This window comes from Sphingomonas sp. BL-S-29, assembly GCF_055521495.1.
The window spans coordinates 2465413-2483951 of sequence record NZ_CM145482.1 but is presented as its reverse complement, the minus strand read 5'-3'; the positions used below and the strand labels follow the sequence as shown (position 1 = coordinate 2483951).

General features: G+C 66.9%; 19 protein-coding genes. 2 read left to right on the top strand and 17 right to left on the bottom strand.

The window, feature by feature from the left end:
- Positions 1–2 precede the first annotated feature (2 nt).
- From ACZ1I2_RS11790 to ACZ1I2_RS11715, 16 genes are all read right to left on the bottom strand, one after another.
- Positions 3–953: a cell division protein FtsQ/DivIB gene (locus tag ACZ1I2_RS11790; protein WP_465174064.1), complete on the bottom strand. Its 951-nt coding sequence runs from the start codon at positions 951–953 to the stop codon at positions 3–5.
- A complete protein-coding gene (locus ACZ1I2_RS11785; RefSeq protein WP_465177149.1) occupies positions 950–1858 on the bottom strand; it encodes a D-alanine--D-alanine ligase in 909 nt (302 codons plus the stop codon). Before ACZ1I2_RS11785 ends, ACZ1I2_RS11790 begins: the two co-directional genes overlap by 4 nt.
- A 20-nt stretch (positions 1859–1878) precedes the next feature.
- Positions 1879–2781 (bottom strand): UDP-N-acetylmuramate dehydrogenase, encoded by a 903-nt coding sequence (murB, locus tag ACZ1I2_RS11780; RefSeq protein ID WP_465169509.1) that lies wholly within the window; start codon positions 2779–2781, stop codon positions 1879–1881.
- Positions 2778–4193 (bottom strand): UDP-N-acetylmuramate--L-alanine ligase, encoded by a 1416-nt coding sequence (murC, locus tag ACZ1I2_RS11775; protein WP_465169510.1) that lies wholly within the window; start codon positions 4191–4193, stop codon positions 2778–2780. The genes murB and murC overlap by 4 nt, the downstream gene beginning before the upstream one ends.
- A complete protein-coding gene (gene murG / locus ACZ1I2_RS11770) occupies positions 4190–5350 on the bottom strand; it encodes an undecaprenyldiphospho-muramoylpentapeptide beta-N-acetylglucosaminyltransferase (RefSeq protein WP_465169511.1) in 1161 nt (386 codons plus the stop codon). Before murG ends, murC begins: the two co-directional genes overlap by 4 nt.
- Entirely contained in the window at positions 5347–6570 is a 1224-nt protein-coding gene (locus ACZ1I2_RS11765; protein ID WP_465169512.1) for an FtsW/RodA/SpoVE family cell cycle protein, read from the bottom strand. Before ACZ1I2_RS11765 ends, murG begins: the two co-directional genes overlap by 4 nt.
- Positions 6567–7850 (bottom strand): UDP-N-acetylmuramoyl-L-alanine--D-glutamate ligase, encoded by a 1284-nt coding sequence (gene murD, locus ACZ1I2_RS11760; protein WP_465169513.1) that lies wholly within the window; start codon positions 7848–7850, stop codon positions 6567–6569. Before murD ends, ACZ1I2_RS11765 begins: the two co-directional genes overlap by 4 nt.
- Positions 7847–8917 carry a phospho-N-acetylmuramoyl-pentapeptide-transferase gene (gene mraY, locus ACZ1I2_RS11755; RefSeq protein ID WP_465169514.1) on the bottom strand — a complete coding sequence of 357 codons (1071 nt, stop codon included), beginning with the start codon at positions 8915–8917 and terminating at the stop codon, positions 7847–7849. The genes murD and mraY overlap by 4 nt, the downstream gene beginning before the upstream one ends.
- Positions 8917–10296 (bottom strand): UDP-N-acetylmuramoyl-tripeptide--D-alanyl-D-alanine ligase, encoded by a 1380-nt coding sequence (locus tag ACZ1I2_RS11750; protein WP_465169515.1) that lies wholly within the window; start codon positions 10294–10296, stop codon positions 8917–8919. Before ACZ1I2_RS11750 ends, mraY begins: the two co-directional genes overlap by 1 nt.
- A 94-nt stretch (positions 10297–10390) precedes the next feature.
- Positions 10391–11806: a UDP-N-acetylmuramoyl-L-alanyl-D-glutamate--2,6-diaminopimelate ligase gene (locus tag ACZ1I2_RS11745; protein WP_465174065.1), complete on the bottom strand. Its 1416-nt coding sequence runs from the start codon at positions 11804–11806 to the stop codon at positions 10391–10393.
- Positions 11803–13530 (bottom strand): peptidoglycan D,D-transpeptidase FtsI family protein, encoded by a 1728-nt coding sequence (locus ACZ1I2_RS11740; protein WP_465169517.1) that lies wholly within the window; start codon positions 13528–13530, stop codon positions 11803–11805. The genes ACZ1I2_RS11745 and ACZ1I2_RS11740 overlap by 4 nt, the downstream gene beginning before the upstream one ends.
- Positions 13527–14159 carry a hypothetical protein gene (locus ACZ1I2_RS11735; protein WP_465174066.1) on the bottom strand — a complete coding sequence of 211 codons (633 nt, stop codon included), beginning with the start codon at positions 14157–14159 and terminating at the stop codon, positions 13527–13529. The genes ACZ1I2_RS11740 and ACZ1I2_RS11735 overlap by 4 nt, the downstream gene beginning before the upstream one ends.
- Entirely contained in the window at positions 14159–15082 is a 924-nt protein-coding gene (rsmH, locus tag ACZ1I2_RS11730; protein WP_465174067.1) for a 16S rRNA (cytosine(1402)-N(4))-methyltransferase RsmH, read from the bottom strand. The genes ACZ1I2_RS11735 and rsmH overlap by 1 nt, the downstream gene beginning before the upstream one ends.
- A 68-nt stretch (positions 15083–15150) precedes the next feature.
- On the bottom strand, positions 15151–15651 hold the full coding sequence (locus ACZ1I2_RS11725) for a division/cell wall cluster transcriptional repressor MraZ (RefSeq protein ID WP_465169520.1): 501 nt from the start codon (positions 15649–15651) through the stop codon (positions 15151–15153).
- A gap of 337 nt (positions 15652–15988) precedes the next feature.
- Positions 15989–16294, bottom strand: a complete 306-nt coding sequence (locus ACZ1I2_RS11720; RefSeq protein ID WP_465174068.1) for a hypothetical protein — start codon at positions 16292–16294, stop codon at positions 15989–15991.
- Between the two features lie 50 nt (positions 16295–16344).
- A complete protein-coding gene (locus ACZ1I2_RS11715; protein ID WP_465174069.1) occupies positions 16345–17337 on the bottom strand; it encodes a cysteine synthase A in 993 nt (330 codons plus the stop codon).
- Between the two features lie 119 nt (positions 17338–17456).
- Between ACZ1I2_RS11715 and ACZ1I2_RS11710 the strand changes: the two genes are divergently transcribed.
- A complete protein-coding gene (locus tag ACZ1I2_RS11710; RefSeq protein WP_465174070.1) occupies positions 17457–17729 on the top strand; it encodes a type II toxin-antitoxin system VapB family antitoxin in 273 nt (90 codons plus the stop codon).
- The gene (locus ACZ1I2_RS11705) at positions 17726–18118 is read left to right on the top strand and encodes a type II toxin-antitoxin system VapC family toxin (protein ID WP_465169524.1); all 393 of its coding nucleotides are present in this window, start codon (positions 17726–17728) and stop codon (positions 18116–18118) included. Before ACZ1I2_RS11710 ends, ACZ1I2_RS11705 begins: the two co-directional genes overlap by 4 nt.
- On the opposite strand, the gene ACZ1I2_RS11700 is transcribed toward ACZ1I2_RS11705, so the two are convergent.
- On the bottom strand, positions 18119–18445 hold the full coding sequence (locus ACZ1I2_RS11700; RefSeq protein WP_465169525.1) for an Mpo1-like protein: 327 nt from the start codon (positions 18443–18445) through the stop codon (positions 18119–18121). It abuts the gene before it with no gap.
- Positions 18446–18539 lie beyond the last annotated feature (94 nt).

Here is an 18539-nt window from a genome sequence, read left to right as displayed (position 1 = left end):
CCTTACCCCTGTACCAATTTGAACGCGCTATGCTTAGCTTCGATAAGTGCCGGTCCCTGCGGCCTATTTTCGCTGTCCGGGTCGGAAATCGCACGCTCGACCACCTGACCGGGCTTGCGTGCGACAAACTTCTTCGGATCGCGCATGTCGAAACGGAGATAGCCCTTGCCCAATAATGGCGTCACTCCGTCGATTTGGGCGAATTTCAGCAGCGCCCTGGCGGCGTCGGCATCACCTTCGGGCAGCGCCAGCGTCTCGCCGGATTCGAACAACAGGTTCCAGCGCCGGTTGCCGATCCAGGTCGCCGCCTTGACGAGCGGGCGGAGCGCGGGCGCGGCCTCGAGCAGCTTCTGATAATTCGCTTCCTGCTGGTTCGCGCCGGGCCCGATGACCAGCGGCAGATCGGGCATGGCGTCAGCCTTTACCGGCTCCAGCCACACCCCGTTCTCCGCGATCAGCGACAAGCGCCCGCGATCCTGCCACACCGCCGTGGGTGTGCGTTCGACGATATGGACGAGCAGTGTGTCGGGCAGCCGGCGCGAGACATGGGCATCGGCGATCCAGCCATAGGACAGCAGCTTCTGGCGAACATCCTCCAGATCGACCAGCGGCATCGCGCGGGATTTCTGATCGAGCGCGACGGCATAGACCGTCATCCGATCCATTCGCTTGAGACCCGTGACCTCGACCTGCTCGACACGAAAGCCGGCACGACCGACACCCTCGGCAATGGCCACGCCGATCGCGCCCGGTACGCCGAACCAGGTCGCCGCCGCGATCGCGACCGCACCGACCGCGCCGACGATCGACCAGGTGGCAATCCGGCCCAGGGTCTCGTGGCTGATCGGCAGCGCCTCGATCATCCGGTCGATGATCGACTGTTTGGGCTGCTGGCGGCGTTTCGACTGGATCTGCCGGCGGGGCGGCGATCCGCGCTTGATCGTTCGGCTCACGTCTTTTTCTCCGGACCCAGGGCCTCCTCGACGATCTTCTGGACCAGCTCGGCATAGCTGAGACCGATATAGCGCCCCTGCTCGGGCACGAGACTCAGCGCGGTCATGCCGGGCTGGGTATTGACCTCGAGCAGGAACAGGCCGTCCACGCCCTGGCTGTCGTCCCAGCGGAAATCGGCGCGCGACACGCCCTCGCAGCCGAGCAGCCGGTGCGCATCGAGCGCGATGCGCTTGCAGGCGTCGGCGATCTCGTCGGGGATCTCCGCCGGGCAGACATGCACCGTCAGGCCATCGGTATATTTCGCATCATAGTCGTACCAGCCGCTCTTGGGCTTGAGCTCGGTCACGGCGAGCGCCTCGCCGGCCAGCACCGCGGTGGTCAGCTCGCGCCCCCGGATATAGGGCTCCGCCAGCAGCTCCTCGAACTCGCCCCAGGGCCCGCTTACGCCGCGTGCGATCGGGTTGCCGTAATTGCCTTCGTCGGTGACGATCGCCACGCCTACCGAGGAGCCTTCATTGACCGGCTTCAGCACATAGGGGCGCGGCAATGGATCGCCATCGAACAGGGTCTCGCTCTTCACGATCCGCCCGCCCGGCATCGGGATGCCGTGTGGCACCAGAGTCTGCTTGGTCAGCAGCTTGTCGATCGCGATCACTGAGGTGACGAGGCCCGAATGCGTGTATTTGAGGCCCATCAGGTCGAGCATGCCCTGCACCGACCCGTCCTCGCCGGGTGTCCCGTGCAGCGCGTTGAACACGACATCCGGCGCCGCCTCGGCCAGCCTGGCCGCGACGTCACGACCCATGTCGATCCGGGTGACCCGATGGCCGAGGCTTTCCAACGCATCAGCGACCCCGGCACCCGACATCAGCGACACTTCGCGCTCGGCCGACCAGCCGCCCATCAGGACTGCGACGTGCAAGCTCACTTCTTTACGCCCACGCGCTGAATCTCCCATTCGAGCTCGACCCCGGACGTCGCCCTCACCTTCTCGCGCACTTCCTCGCCCAGCGCCTCGATCTCCGCGCTGGTCGCGCGGCCGAGGTTGAGCAGGAAGTTGCAATGCTTCTCGCTGACCTGCGCGTCGCCGCGGGTCAGCCCGCGACAGCCCGCCTGGTCGATCAGCGCCCAGGCCTTGTGGCCGTCGGGATTCTTGAAGGTCGATCCGCCCGTGCGTGACCGCAGCGGCTGCGACGCCTCGCGCTCGGCCGCGATCCGGTCCATCTCGGCGCCGATCACCGCCGGATCGCCTGGCGTACCTCCGAACACTGCCTCGACCACCACGGCACCCGGCGGTAGATCGGAATGGCGATAGACATAACCGAACTTCGCCGCCGGCCAGATCTCGACATCGCCCGAGCGTGTCACGACGGTCGCCTCGATCAGGATATCCGACGTGTCGCGGCCATAAGCGCCCGCATTCATCTTGACCGCGCCGCCGACCGTGCCGGGAATGCCGCGCAGGAACTCCAGCCCGGCGATGCCAGCGTCCCGTGCGGCGCTCGCGACGGAAATCCCCATCGCCGCGCCACCGGCGCGCACCCGGTTGCCCGGTTCAATGACTGTCTTCGCCATCGCCTTGGGCAGGCGCACCACGACCCCGGGCACGCCGCCATCGCGCACGATCAGGTTCGATCCGACCCCCACCGGCAGCACCGGCGTCTCGGGATCGAGCCCGGCCAGGAACACCGACAGGTCGTGCACGTCCTTCGGCCGCACCAGCCATTCGGCCGGCCCGCCGGTGCGGAACCAGATGAAGTCGGCCAGGCTGCCGTCATGCACGGCCGTGCCCTGCAGCGGCGGCAAGGCATGACAGACATTGCTCATCGCGCTGCCTCGATCGCATCGGCGAGGCCCGCAGCCCATTTGGTGATGTCCCCCGCCCCGAGGCATACGACCATGTCGCCCGGCCGGGCCACCCCGGCCAGCGTCGTCGCAAGCGCATCGGCATCGGCAATCGTTGCCGCCGATCGGTGGCCGCGCCGCTTGATGCCCTCGACCAAAGCTTCCGCGTCGACCCCCTCGACCGGCGCCTCGCCCGCGGCATAGACCGGCGTCACATAGACCATGTCGGCATCGTTGAACGCCTGCTGGAACTCCTCCATCAAGTCGCCGAGCCGCGAATAGCGATGCGGCTGCACCACCGCGATCACCCGGCTTTCGACGCCCTCGCGCGCCGCCGACAGCACCGCGCGAATCTCGACCGGGTGATGACCGTAATCGTCGATGATCGTCACGACGCCGCCGTCGAGCGGCACCTCGCCGACCTTGGTGAAGCGCCTTTTCACCCCGCCGAACTTGCTGAACCCCTGCTGGATCGTGGCATCGTCGATGCCGAGCTCGAGCGCCACGCCGATCGCGGCGAGCGCGTTCTGGACATTGTGGCGGCCCGGCATCGGCAGCTCGATCCCCTCGATCGAGCGGCTTGTCCCGTCACGGTTGCGCACGATGGTCTCGAAACGATTGCCGCCGGGGATGGGCGTGACGTTGACGCCGCGCACATCGGCCTGGGCGGAGAAGCCGTAGGTTACCACGCGGCGGTCGCGCAGGCGCGGGATGATGCCCTGGACCTCCGGATGATCGAGGCAGAGCAGCGCCGCGCCGTAGAAGGGCACATTCTCGACGAACTCGACGAACGCGTCCTTCACGGCGTCGAACGAGCCATAATGGTCGAGATGTTCGGGATCGATGTTGGTGACGACCGCGATCGTCCCGTCGAGCCGCAGGAAGCTGCCGTCGCTTTCATCGGCCTCGACCACCATCCAGTCGCTCGCGCCGAGCCGCGCGTTGGACCCGTAGCTGTTGATGATCCCGCCGTTGATCACGGTCGGATCGACGCCGCCCGCGTCGAGCAGCGCCGCGATCATCGACGTCGTCGTGGTCTTGCCGTGCGTGCCGGCGACCGCGACGGTGGATTTCAGCCGCATCAGCTCGGCCAGCATCTCCGCGCGCCGCACCACCGGGATGCGGCGCTCGAGCGCGGCCTCGAGTTCGGGGTTGCCGCGCTTGATCGCCGTCGAGGTGACGATCACCACCGCGTCGGCGAGATTTTCGGCCTTCTGGCCGATATGGACGGTGATGCCCTTGTCGCGCAGGCCCTGCACGACATAGCCCTCCGCCATGTCGGAGCCCTGCACCTTGTAGCCGAGATTGTGCATCACCTCGGCGATGCCGGACATGCCGATCCCGCCGATTCCGACGAAATGGATCGTGCCGATATCGGTTGCGACACCCTTCATGCGTAAAGCGGCTTTCCATTGCTGCCCATCGGGATCGGCACGCCGATCGGCATGTCCCCGGGCGTGTCGTTCAAATTCTCGACCAGGTCGGCGAGGTCGCGCGCGGCGTTGGGACGGCCGCAGCTGCGCGCACGGCCCGCCGCGTTCTGCAGCGCCACGGGGTCCAGCCCGAGCTTCTGCATCTGCCTGGCCAGCTCGACCGGGGTGAAGCTGCGCTGGTCGATCGTGCGCGCGCCGCCGGCCTCGGTCATTTCGCGCGCATTGGCGGTCTGGTGGTCGTCCGTCGCGCTCGGCAGCGGCACGAGGATCGCGGGCCGGCCCGCCACGGTCAGCTCGGCCAGAGTCGACGCGCCGGCCCGGGCGATCACGAGATGCGCCCAGGCAAGCTGTTCGGGCAGGTCGGGCAGATAGGTCGCAAGGTCGGCCGCGATCGACAGTTCGGCATATTTCGCCCGGGCCGCATCGATATCCTCGATCCGCGCCTGATGCGTCACCTGCAACCGCCGGCGGAAGCTCACTGGCAACAGCGATAGCCCCTCCGGCACGACCTGGCTCAAGATGTTGGCGCCCTGGCTGCCGCCGGTCACCAGCACACGGAAGATGCCGTCCTCTTCAAGCAGCGGATAGGGCCTGGAACGCAGCGCCAGCACCGAATCGCGCACCGGATTGCCGACCAGGTGAGTCTTGCCGCGATATTTCGGCGCGAGCCGCGCGACATCGGGATAGGAGGTCGCGATGGCGCTGACCTTGCCGGCGACCAGCCGGTTGACGCGCCCCAGCACCGCATTCTGCTCATGCACCGCGGTCGGGATCTTCTGGTGGAACGCGGCGAGCAGCGCCGGCAGCGCGGGATAGCCGCCGAACCCGATCACCGCCGCGGGGCGGAAGGTGCGGTACAGCTCGATCGCCATCGCGCGGCCCTTGAGCATCGCCGACGCCGCGCGCGCCCAGCCGAGCGGCCCGCCGGCGAGACGCCCGGCCGGCAGCACATGAGTCTGCACGTCCTCGAACAGCCCGGGAAAACGGACGCCGCGATCGTCGCTGATCAGCGCGACATGATGGCCGCGCTTCATCAGTTCGGCCGCGAGCGCCGCTGCCGGGACCATATGGCCGCCGGTGCCGCCTGCGGCGAGGACGAAATGCCGTGCCTGAGTCATTCCCCGCTCCATCGTGCGATATAAGGCGACCGCGATACGAAGGGATTGCGCCGGGTGAAAGCCAGTAACATGCCCATACCGATCGACAGCGCGATCATCGACGATCCGCCATAGCTGATAAAGGGCAAGGTCATACCCTTGGACGGGGCGAGTCCGGTGTTCACCGCCATCGAAATCAGCGCCTGGGTGCCGAACTGAGTCGCGAGGCCGGCGGCCGCGAACAGCCGGAACTCGTCCTGTTCATCGAGCAGCTTCACGAACACCCTGACGACGATCGCGAGGAACAGCAGCGCGATGATCATGCAGGCGATCAGTCCGAATTCCTCGCCGATCACCGAGAAGATATAGTCGGTATGCCCCTCGGGCAGGCGGAATTTCATCGATCCGCCGCCCGGCCCGGTACCGCGCCAGCCGCCCCCGGTGATCGTATCGTGCGCCGCGTTGGTCTGGAAATGGTCCGATCCCCCCGCCCCCTCGGCGTTCGGGAAGAGATAGGCGTCGATGCGAGTCCGCGCCGTGCCGTAGAAGAGATAGGCGGCGATCACGCCGGCCGGCACGCAGCCGATCAGCGCCGCCATCACCTTGGGCGATGTCCCCGCGATCATCAGCAACGCCAGCCACACCGCGACGAACACCATGGTCTGGCCGAAATCGGGCTGAAGCATCAGCAGCACCGCGACAAGCACGGTCATCGCCCCGGTGATGATCACCACCGGCAGCGACTCGTCCTTGGCGCGCATCGACAACAGCCAGGCGCAGGTGACGATGAAAAAGGGTTTCAGGAATTCCGACGGCTGGATCAGCGACACGCCGAAATTGAGCCAGCGCGTCGAGCCATTCTTCTCCACCCCGAAGAACGGCACCGCGATCAGCAGCACGAGGCAGGCGACGGTGCCGAGCAGCGCCATGCGCCGCGCGATGGCGACCGGCAGCATCGACACGGTGAACAGGATCGGCAGCGACACGCACACCCAGGCCAGCTGCCACCAGAGATAGAAGAGCGGCGGGATATGATGCTTGTCGTCCGAATAGCGCGTCGCCGCCGCTGGCGAGGCAGCGCCTACCGCGATCAGCCCGACCGCGATCAGCAACAGCGTGAGCAGCAGGAGCACGCGGTCGATATCCCAGAACCACATGCCGAGCGCCGAACGGTCGCCGCGACCGCCTTCGCCCTTCATGCGCTTCCACAGCGTCAGCGTGCCGGAGCCGGTCCTGGTCATGGCAACGCCTCGACCAGCGCGCGGAACTGATCGCCGCGATCCTCGAAATCGCGGAACTGGTCGAACGACGCACAGGCCGGCGACAGCAGCACCGTGTCTCCGGCCGCGGCGTTCGCCGCGGCGTCCTTCACCGCCGCTTCGAGCGTGCCGCTTTGCTCGACCGGCATGAGCGGTTTCAGGATCGCGGCGAAACGCGGTCCGGCCTCGCCGATCGTATAAGCGCGTGCGACGTGCCCGAACCAGGGAGCGCAGGCATCCAGGTCATCGGTCTTGGCCTGCCCGCCCAGAATCCAGTGGATGTGCGAGAAGGCGGCAAGCGCCGGCGCGGTGGATTCCGGGTTGGTCGCCTTGCTGTCGTTGACAAACGCCACGCCGCGATGCGCGGCGACCCGCTCCATCCGGTGCGGCAGACCCTTGAAGCTCGCCAGACCGCGTTCGATCGCTGTGTCATCGACGCCGAGCGCCGTGCACGCGTCGATCGCGGCGAGCGCGTTCTGGGCATTGTGCGGCCCTTGCAGCGACGGCCAACGCGACTGGTCCATGCAGATGCCCGGCGCGATCCTGGTCAGATGCTCGCCCCGCGCCGACAGCGACCGCGCGATCCCGGCCGAGGCGGCATCGCCGATCCCGACGATCGCGGCGTGATCGGGCGACTGCATCGCGAACAGCCGCGCCTTGGAGGCGGCATAACCCTCGAACCCGTCATAGCGATCGAGATGGTCGGGTGTGATGTTGAGCAGGATCGCGACATCGCAATCCAGGCTGGTCGTCAGGTCGATCTGATAGCTCGACAGCTCGAGCACATAGACGCCACCTTCCGACAAGGGCTCCTCGCCCAGGATCGGCTTGCCGATATTCCCGCCAAGCCGCGCCGGGACGCCTGCAGTCTCCAGGATATGGTGGATCAGCGCGGTCGTGGTCGATTTGCCGTTGGTGCCGGTGATCCCGACCACCTTGTGTGCCGGCAAGCTGGCCCGCGCCTGCGCGAACAGCTCGATATCGCCGATGATCGGGACGTTCGCCGCGCGCGCCCTGGCAGCCACCGGGTGGCGATTGATCGGCACCCCCGGCGATACGACGAGCCCGTCGAAGCCGGTAAGATCGATCTCTTCCGGGTTGGCGATGGTCGCTCCGCCAACCGCTGCCCGCGCCGCCTCGTTCGAATCCCACGCCGTCACCGCGGCCCCGCTCGCCACCAGCGCGCGCACCGTCGCCGCGCCCGAGCGTGCAAGCCCCAGCACTGCGTAGCGTTTGCCGCGCCAGGTGGGGCTGGTGATCACCGAAGCTTCAAGGTCGACAGGCCTGCGAGCGCGAGCACCAGCGCGATGATCCAGAAACGGATCACGACCGTCGGTTCGCTCCAGCCGAGCTGCTCGAAATGATGATGGATCGGCGCCATCCTGAATACGCGCTTGCCGGTGCGCTTGTAGAAGAACACCTGGATGATGACCGACAGCGCCTCGATCACGAACAGGCCGCCGATGATGCCCAGCACGATCTCGTGGTGCGCGACGACGGCGATGGCACCCAGCGCGCCGCCCAGTGCCAGGCTGCCCGTGTCGCCCATGAAGACGGCGGCCGGCGGCGCGTTGAACCACAGAAAGGCCAGTCCGCCGCCGACGATCGCGCCGCAGAAGATGGCCAGTTCGCCGGCGCCCGGCACGTGCGGGATGCCGAGATAGGCCGCGAACTTCGCATTGCCCGCCAGGTAAACGATGATCATGAACGTCACCGAGGCGATGATCACCGGCATGGTGGCCAGGCCATCGAGCCCGTCGGTCAGATTGACCGCATTGCCGAACGACACGATCGTGAACGCCGCGAAGACGATGTAGAAATAGCCCAGGTCAATCGAGACGCCGGTGGTGAAGGGCAGATAGAGATGCGTCCCGTTCTCGTGGACGATCAGGGCACTCGCGATCGCCGCGATCGCGAACTCGCCCAGCAGGCGCATCCTGCCCGAAACGCCCTTGGTGCTGGCCTTGCTCACCTTGTCATAATCGTCGAGGAAACCGATCGCGCCGAACCCCAATGTCACGAACACACAGGCCCAGACGAACGGGTTGTCGAATCGCATCCACAGCAGGAGCGAGAGGGTGAGCGAGGTCAGGATCATCAACCCGCCCATGGTCGGCGTGCCGCGCTTGGCCAGATGGCTCTGCGGTCCATCGGTGCGGATCGGCTGCCCCTTGCCCTGGCGCACGCGCAGCCAGCCGATGAAACGGGGACCGATGATCAGGCCGATGAACAAAGCCGTCGCGACCGCGCCGCCCGACCGAAAGCTCTGATAGCGGAAGAGATTGAGAAGACCCGGAAAACCGAGATAATTGGCGATCAAATAGAGCATTATGCTGTCCCGTTCGCCAAACCGGCGACCACGCTCGCCAACCCGACTCCGTTCGAACCCTTGATGAGAACCGCGTCGCCCGGCGCCAGCAATGCCGACAGGCTCGTCCGCGCGGCGGCGGCATCGGCCACATGAACGAAATCGACCTTGCCCTCAAGCGCGTTCGCCAGTGCCGCCATCGCTTCACCGACCAGAATGACCCATTCGACGCCTGCCGCGATGATCGGTTCGGCCAGCGCCGCGTGATAGGCGTCGCTCTTCTCGCCGAGCTCGCGCATCTCGCCCAGTACCGCGATCCTGCGTATCGCCTTCTCGGCACCGAGCACCGCCAGGGTCGCGCGCATCGAGCTTGGATTGGCGTTGTAGCTCTCGTCGATGACCAGCGCCTCGCCGCCCGCGACCGGCACCGTCAACCGGGCGCCGCGCCCGGCAAGCCCGCTCAGTTCCGCCAGGGCGAGCCCCGCCATCGCAAGATCGCCGCCGACCGCGTCGACCGCCACCAGCACCGCCAGCGCGTTCGACACCCAGTGCATGCCGGGCTGGCCGACGGTGAAGCTCAGCTCCTTCTCGCCCAGCGATGCCGTGATGAAGGTTCCGCCGCTCGCGGTGCGCATCGTCTCGATCGCGCGGACGTCCGCGCCCTGGTCGAGACCGAAGGTCACGATCCTGGCCGCATGGGGCCTGGCATGGCCGATCAGCCGGTCGCGATGCGGGCTGTCATACGGGATGATTGCCACCCCACCCGGCTCGAGCCCGGCAAAGATCTCGCCCTTGGCGTCGGCAATGGCGGATTCGTCGGGGAAAAAGGCAGTGTGTGCGGGGGCGATGGCGGTCACCATCGCGACATGCGGGCGCACCAATGTGGTCAGATGCGCCAGTTCGCCGGCATGGTTCATGCCCATCTCGAACACACCGAACCGGCTCGCCGCCGGCATGCGCGCGAGGCTCAGCGGCACGCCGGTATGATTGTTGTAGCTCTTCACCGACCGATGCGCGGTGCCGGGCGCACCACGATCGAGCGCCGCGAACAGCGCCTCCTTGGTGCTGGTCTTGCCGACCGATCCGGTCACGCCGATGATCTTCGCGTCCGTGCGCGCCCGCGCGCCGCGCGCCAGATCTTCCAGTGCCGCCATCGTATCGGCGACCAAAACATGCGGGTGCGGTGTCGATACGCTGACAACCGCACCCGACGCTCCCCGCTCGGAGCTTTGATCGAGAAATTTGTGCCCGTCGCTCGCCTCGCCCTTCAGCGCGACGAACAGATCGCCCGGGCCGACCTCACGGGAGTCGAAGGTGACGCCGCTGGCGGCGAAGTCGGCCGATGCGGTCCCGCCGGTGGCGGCCGCGATCTCGGCGGAGGTCCAGAGGGGAGCGGTCACAGCACCACCCCTCCGCCGTTCGTTTCGAGCGCAGTTGAGAAACACTTGTTGCGCGCCTGCTTCTCGACTGCGCTCGAAGCGAACGGAAAATGGATCATGCCGCCATCTCCCGCGCGACGCTCACATCGTCGAACGGCAGCACCAGATCGCCGACGATCTGCCCCTGCTCATGTCCCTTGCCGGCGACCAGCACGATGTCCCGCGGCCCCGCCTCGGCGATCGCCGCGCCGATTGCGTCGCGCCGCGATCCGATCTCGGTCGCGCCGGGGGCGCCCTCCATCACCATCGAGCGGATCGCCGCCGGATCCTCGGAACGCGGATTGTCGTCGGTCACATAGACCTTGTCGGACAATGCCGCCGCGACCGCGCCCATCGGCGCCCGCTTGCCCTGGTCGCGGTCTCCGCCCGCGCCGAACACCGTGATCAGCCGGCCGGCGACATGCGGCTTCAATGCCGCGATCGCTGCCTCCAGCGCGTCGGGCGTATGCGCATAATCGACATAGACCGGCGCCCCGCTCCGCGCGATCACCGCGCGCTCGAGCCGCCCGCGCACCGGCTGCAGCCGGCCGAGCGCCGCCAGGGTCTGCGCCACATCGCCGCCGGTAGCGATCACCAGCCCTGCAGCTGTGAGCGCATTCGCTGCCTGATAGGCGCCGATGAGCGGCAGCATCACCTTGTGCGCCTTGCCCTCGGCCTCGATCACCAGCCCCTGTCCCAGCAGGGTCGGATCGCGTGACACCAGCTTCAGCGTTTCGCCTTGGGTGCCGACCGTCAGCACGCGAAGCCCCCGCTCCCGCGCGATATCGATCACCCGCGCCGCATGGGCATCATCGGCCCACACCACCACCGCGCCGCCATCGACCACCACGTCGGAAAACAGCCGCAGCTTGGCCTCGAAATAGGCCTCCATCGTCCCGTGATAATCGAGATGGTCGCGGCTGAGATTGGTGAAGGCGGCCGCCTGCACTGGCAGCCCCTCGGTGCGATATTGCGACAGCCCATGGCTCGACGCCTCGAACGCGACATGGCTCACGCCTTCGCGCGCCAGCCCCGCGACATTCGACAGGAAGGTGACGATGTCCGGCGTGGTCAGGCCGGTCGAGACCTGGTCGTCCGCCGTGGTCACGCCCAGCGTTCCGATCGACGCGGCATGGAACCCGGTCATCCGCCACAATTGCCGGGTCATCTCGACCGTCGAGGTCTTGCCGTTGGTGCCCGTCACCGCGACCGCGGTCCCCGGGAAAGGCGCGAAATAGCGCGCCGCCAGTCCGGCGAAGCGTTTGCGCGGATTGGCGTCGGCGATGTGCGTCACGCCCTCGACGCGCGCCTCCGGCCGGGCGACCACGGCGATCGCCCCACCGGCAATCGCCGCCGGAATGAAATCCTCGCCATTCACCTGCGCGCCCTCGAACGCACCGAACACGGTGCCGGGCGCCACCTTGCGATGATCGATCGCGAAGCCGGTGACCGTCGCGTCCTCCGCTCCACCGGTCAGCGCGCCAAGCTTCATTCGGCGTCCGCCGGGTTCTCGCCCGGAGCATGCCAGAGCAGCGGCAGCAGCTCCGAGACATCGACGTCGCGATGGTCGTCAGGCGTCACGCCCAGCATCGCGCCAGTGCGCGAGATGACGCGGCTGACGACCGGGGCCGCGGTCCAGGCGGCGGTGGTAAGACCAAAGGATTCGGCATTGCCGATGGGCGAATCGAGCATGGCGATCACCACATAGCGCGGTGCGTCCATCGGGAAAGCCGCCGCGAAGGTCGAGACGTTCGCTTTCTTCGAATAACCGCCTGCACCAGCGACTTCGGCCGTGCCGGTCTTGCCGCCGACGCGGTATCCCGGCGCTTCGCCCTTGCGGCCGGTGCCCTGAGTCACGACCAGCCGCAGCAGCTGCCGCATGCGCGCGCTGGTCGCCTCGGAAAGCACGCGGCGACCTTCGGGCGCCTTGCCCGGCGCGACCTTGAGCAGAGTCGTCGGCCGCCAGATGCCGCCGTTCACGAGGGTCGCATAGGCGTTGGCGAGGTGAAGCGGCGTGACCGCGATGCCGTGGCCATAGGCCGTGGTCATCACCGTGGTACGCGCCCAGAAGACCGGCCAGATCGGCTTCTGCTTCTCGCGCAGCTCGATCTCGGGGCGCGTGTCGAAGCCCATCGCCTTGAACATCGCCGCCATGCGATCCTTGCCGATCTCGTCGGCGATGCGGGCGGTCACGATGTTCGACGAATGGATCAGCGCCTCGGGCATGTCGAGGAAACGCTTCTGCGCATGGTCGTCATGGATGGTGAAGCCGCCGACATGCAGCGGCGCAGTCGCGTCGAAGCGCCGCGCCATCGACGTGACGACGCCACTTTCGATCGCGGTCGCCATCGTGATCGGCTTGAAGGTCGATCCCAGCTCGTACACGCTCTGCGTCACGTTGTTGCGCAGCGCATCGCTGCTCGTGCCGGCAAGCTTGTTGGGATTGTAGACCGGCAGCGACACCATCGCCATCACTTCGCCGGTGTGGACGTCGAGCACGATGCCCGTGGCCGATCGCGCCTTGAACGAGAGCATCGCCCGACCCAGTTCGCTCTCCATCGCCGCCTGGACGCGGCTGTCGATCGACAGGGTCACCGGCGTGCCGCGCGTCGAGGGGCTGGTCAGCTGGTCTTCGAACGCCCGCTCGATTCCCGCACGCCCCATGATCCGCCTGTCGTCGCCCGTCGGGCCGATATAGCCGAGCACATGCGCCGCCATGGTCGTCTGCGGATAGAGACGCTCCGGCTCGCGCGCGAAGGCAAGCCCCGGCTCACCGATCGCGTGCACGGCGTTGACCAAGGCGGGCGAGGCATGGCGATCGAGATAGGTGAAGCTCACCGGCAAGGTCAGTTTGGCATAATACCAGGATTCGTCATGCCCCGGCAGCACGGCGGCGAGCTTCGCCGCCAGGTCGCGCTTGTCGCCGAGCAGCTTGCCGGGATGCACGCCGATGGTCCACGCCTCGATCGTCCGCGCCAGCGGCTCGCCATTGCGGTCGAGGATGTCGCCGCGCTGCATGATGCCGGATACCGGTCCCTGGGTGCTGGTCGGCTCCGAGACGAAGCCGAGCATCGCGATGCGCCCGATCACCAGCGTGAAGCCGGCGGCGATCAGTAGCATCAGCATCATCAGCCGCACATGCGCCGTCGCGACTAGCGCATGGCGCTGGCCGGTCGGGCGGCGCTGTGGCAGCGGGCGTGCGACGAGCGCGGTCAACGCATGCGCCCCGATTCCGTGCGGGCACCGCTGAACAGGTCGCCGATCGTCGAATCGCTGAGCAGCTTGCGGTCGAGGAGCGCCACCGCCTGCGGCTTGACGCTCCGGACGGTGCGCCCGGGCGTCGTCGTCGGCGCCGCAGCCGCCGTCCGGATCGGCTTGGCCGCCACGCGGGTCGCCGCGGCGACCGTGACGGGAGCCGGAGCTTGCGCCACGGCGGGCGTGGTCTCGACGATCCGCGTCGCCACCGCCGGCGTAGCCGCCGGGCGCATGGTCGAACCGTCGGGCAAAGCGGGCACGACCAGCGATGCGGTCTGCACCGTCGCGGCCTGGCCCTGGCTCAGATCGAGCGACGCGAGCGCGCCCTCATCGGCCACGAACTGGGCCGCCGCCGGCGCGGTCAGGCGCAGCGTGTCGCCGTTCCACCTTTCGAGCTGGGCAAGGTTGGCGCGCGTATCGAACTCGGTCTCGAGCGCGCGGATGTCGCGGTGCGCCTGGGCAATCAGCGCCACCGTCTTGTCCAGCTTCTTGCGCTCAGCCGCGACCTGCAACGGCACGAGCAGAAAGCCCAGCGCGACGGCAACGCCGGCCAGGAACCAACCGAGACTCTTCCAAGCATACGCAAGCATCACAACGCTCCTTCAGAAGTCCAGGCTGCGGCATCGGTCCGCAGCGCTGTCCGCAAGGTCGCCGATCGCGCGCGGGGGTTACGCGCGATCTCGGCGTCGTCGGCACGCACCGCGCGACCGACATTCTCGAAACTCGGCTTCGCATTGGCCGTCAGTTCGGGAAGATGGCGGGACCGGCCAGGCAGCGATCCACTGCGCTCGCGCAGGAATCGCTTCACCATCCGGTCCTCGAGCGAGTGGAACGTCACCACGGCCAGCCGGCCGCCCGGCTTCAGCACGCGCTCCGCCGCGGCAAGGCCGTCGGCGAGCTCGTCGAGTTCCCTGTTCAGGTGAATCCGGATCGCCTGGAAGGTCCGGGTGGCCGGATCCTTCTTGTCGTGCGGCTTGTAGCCGAGCGCCCGGCGAACGACGTGCGCGAGCTCGCCCGTCCGCGCGATCGGGCGCGCGGCGACGATCGCGCGCGCCACCCGGCGGGCCCGCGGCTCTTCTCCATAATTGTACAGGACATCGGCGATTACCGCTTCGTCGGCATGGTTGACGAAATCGGCGGCGGTCTCGCCTTCCTGGCTCATCCGCATGTCGAGCGGCCCGTCCGACTGGAAGGAAAAACCGCGCTCGGCCTGGTCGAGCTGCATCGAGGACACGCCGATATCCATCGTCACGCCGTCCACCGGCACCGCGTCGCGCGCCTCCAGCTCGGCGTCGAGCGCCGAAAAGGTCGCCGGGATCAGCGTGAGGGCGCCGTCCGACGCCGCTTCCATCGCCCGTCCGCCCGCGATCGCATCGGGGTCGCGATCGAACGCGAACACGATCGCGCCGCTGGACAGCAGCGCACGGGTATAGCCGCCGGCGCCGAAGGTCGCATCGACATGACGCTCGCCCGGGGTAACGGCGAGCGCGGCGATGACCTGGTCGAGCAGCACGGGGACGTGCGGCGCAGGGACAGACGGCGCGGGGACAGGCAGCGGGGCGACAGGGAGCTCCGGGGCGCTCACAGCGCGATTCCCTTGAGCTGGCAGTGATAGCGGGCACATGACTTGACCATCTCGGCCACGCCCTCGGCCTCGATCAGGGTCTTGGGATCCCAGATCTCGAAATAATCGAACACGCCGTAGAAAAAGGCGTTGGTGCCGATCTTGGCGTGAAAGCGCGGGAAGCCGGGCATGATGAAACGCCCGCTGCCGTCGAACGGCGTCGCCTCGCCCTGCGCCGCGCGGCGCTTGATGTTGTAGTCATACTCGCCGTCGTCCGAGGTGTAATTCTCCTCGCGCGCGTCGAGCTTGGCCTTCAGGATCGAGACATAGGCCGGGTCATAGGCGATCAGGCAGGGGTGCTTCTGATGGACGCCGATGATGACGGTGCCGCCGTCCTTGCCGTCGGGACGCGGGCTGTTCTGGGCGAGAATGGCCCTGAGCGAGGCAGGGATGGCGACACGGCCCTTGTCGTCGACAAGGCCAAGTCCGTCTCCCTGATATTCTGCCCTTTGCGCCACGCCGTACCCCGAACTCCAGCAGGCATGACTCTCCCGTCTTCGAAAGACGGCCTTCGCCGCCCTCCAGCGCGACGCCGCGCAGGCGAGATGAGTTTACCCCTGTCGGCACAGGGTTAACTCGGAGCTTCCGGGGATTCAAGGGGAAATCAGGGGAAAACCGGGGCGAAGGCCCTAATATCTTCGATTCTCCGGGGAATTAATTACTGTCATTTCAATATGTTCCCGGTGTGTTCCGCTGATCGCTGCGTTTGGGGAGTGTTTTCCCCGGAATGCCCCGGGGCTTTGCCATGATCTCCCCGACTTTCCCGGCCGACGCACTCGGTTCCGGGGCGGGCGCTCATCTCGGCTTCGCGTTGTTGGAAAGCTGCGCGACATTCACATCGGTCGCGGTGCTGGGCGCCACACCGAGTTCGGCGAGCGGTTCGCTGGTTGCACCCTCGACCGGCGGCGCCTGACTGCCCGCCGCCATGTTGGCGACGACGTCGGGACGCGCGCCGCCGACCACGATCAGTGGCCGTTCCTTGCTGGCGGTGGAAAAGATCGCGGCCGCCAGCCCGATCAGAAGCAGGACGGCGGCAAGGCCGATCATCCCGACCTTCACCCGTTGCGACGTCTGCGCAGGATCTTGAGCAATGATTTTCATACGTGTGGCATAAATGTAACGCATGAAGAGAGTCTTGTCGATGGGCTCGACTATTCGCGTTTCAGCCGCTCCGGAACCGCCAGGCCCTTCGACTCGAGCCAGGCACGATTATAGAGCGTCGAGAGATAGCGGAATCCGGTGTCGCACAGGATCGTCGCGATCCTTTTGCCCGGGCCCAGTTCCCGCGCCAGCCGCACCGCGCCTGCGACGTTGATGCCCGACGACAACCCCAGGCAAAGCCCTTCCTCGTCGAGCAGCCGGGTCACCCACTCCATGCCCTCCTCGTCGGAGATGCGGAATTGCGTATCGATCGGCGCGCCGTCCAGATTGGCGGTGATCCGCCCCTGCCCGATCCCTTCCGCGACTGAACTCCCTTCGGACTTCAGTTCGCCACAAGCATAATATTCGTAGAGCGCCGCACCGTACGGATCGCTCAGTGCGATGCAGACATTCTCATCCTTCGCCTTCAGCCCCAGTCCGACGCCTGCCAGCGTGCCGCCGGTGCCGACCGAGCAGGTGAAGCCATCGACCCGACCCTCCATCTGGGCCCAGATCTCTTCCGCCGTGCCCACGATATGCGCGCGGCGATTGGCGATGTTGTCGAACTGATTGGCCCAGATCGCATTGGGCGTCTCCTCGGCGATCCGCCGCGAGGTGTGCACGAAGTGACCGGGGTTCGAATAAGGCGCGGCCGGCACCAGCACGAGCTCTGCGCCGAGCGCGCGGAGCGTATCCATCTTCTCCCGGCTCTGAGTCTCGGGCATCACGATGATCGTCCGGTAGCCCTTGGCATTGGCGACCAGCGCAAGGCCGATGCCGGTATTGCCCGCGGTACCCTCGACGATCGTCCCGCCCGGCTGGATCAGCCCCTTCGCCTCGGCATCCTCGACGATGAACAGGGCGGCGCGATCCTTCACCGAGGCGCCGGGATTGGCAAACTCGCATTTGCCGAAGATGTCGCAGCCAGTGGCCTCGCTCGGCCCGGTAAGGCGGACGAGCGGGGTATTGCCGATCAGGGCGAGCGTGTTGGGAGCGGTGTGCATGGCGCCTAGATGGCGCGCGATCGCGCGGCGGGCAAGCAAGCTGAATCATCGGCCCGCCAAGTTCGCCGTTGTTGCTTCACCGCGCCCATGGTAGAATTTTCCTGCGTGGAGGTAGAAACATGGGCGTTCAGCTCAACATCAAAGACGAAGAGACCGTCAGGCTGGCCCGCGAACTCGCCGCCGAGATGGGCGAGAGCGTTACCCAGGCGGTCCGCATCGCCCTTCAGGAACGGCGCGCCCGCGCGGTGCCGCCGCGACGCCGCGCAACCGTCGAGGAAATGATGGCGGTCGTTCGCGGCTTGCGGGAGCATTGGAAACCGGAATTTCGCAATCAGGAATTGTCGCTCACGCATGGCGACCTGCTGTATAACGAGGATGGCTCGTACAAGTGATCGTCGATACCTCGGCGATCATTGCCATCCTGCGAGACGAACCCGAGGCGAGATCCTTTCTGGAAGCGATGGCCGCGGCGACGAGCCTGCGGATGTCCGCCGGCTCCTGGCTGGAGTTGACGGTGGTCACGACGCGCGGCGGCGATGCGCGGATCGGCGAGGCGGCCGATGTCTTGCTGTCTCGCTTCGACATCCAGATCGAGGGTGTCACGCGGGAAATCGCGGCAATCGCGAATGACGGCTATCGGCAATATGGTCGAGGCACACGACATGCGGCCGACCTCAATTTCGGCGACTGCTTTGCCTATGCCCTTGCCAAGGCGACGGGCGAACCGCTCCTCTTCAAGGGCGATGATTTCGCCCGGACCGATATCGTGCCCGCCCTCTGATTAGGCCACGCCCGCCGCGCGCAGGTGTGGGCCCAGCCGCCCCGTCAGCCACAGGAAGAACATCCGGTAATCGCTGAACAGCGACCAAAGCGGATAGCTGAAGGTCGCCGGCCGGTTCTTCTCCACGCCGAAATGCGCCGCCCAGGCGAAGCCGTAACCGGCGATCGGCACCAGCGCCCACCACCAGCCGCCCTTCATCAGCGCGACCGCAAGGAAGACGAAGGTCAGCGCCGTCCCGGCATAATGCAGTCGCCGCGTCTCCGGCCTCGCATGCTCGCGCAGATAATAAGGCCAGAATGCGGCATAGCTGGTGATCTGTTTCGCCATAACTGCGGATTCTACCATGGCGCCTGAACAGCACAAGTTCGTCCCGCTCGCCGCCACCGCGCCGCACAAAACCGCGAAAATCCAATCCCCTCCT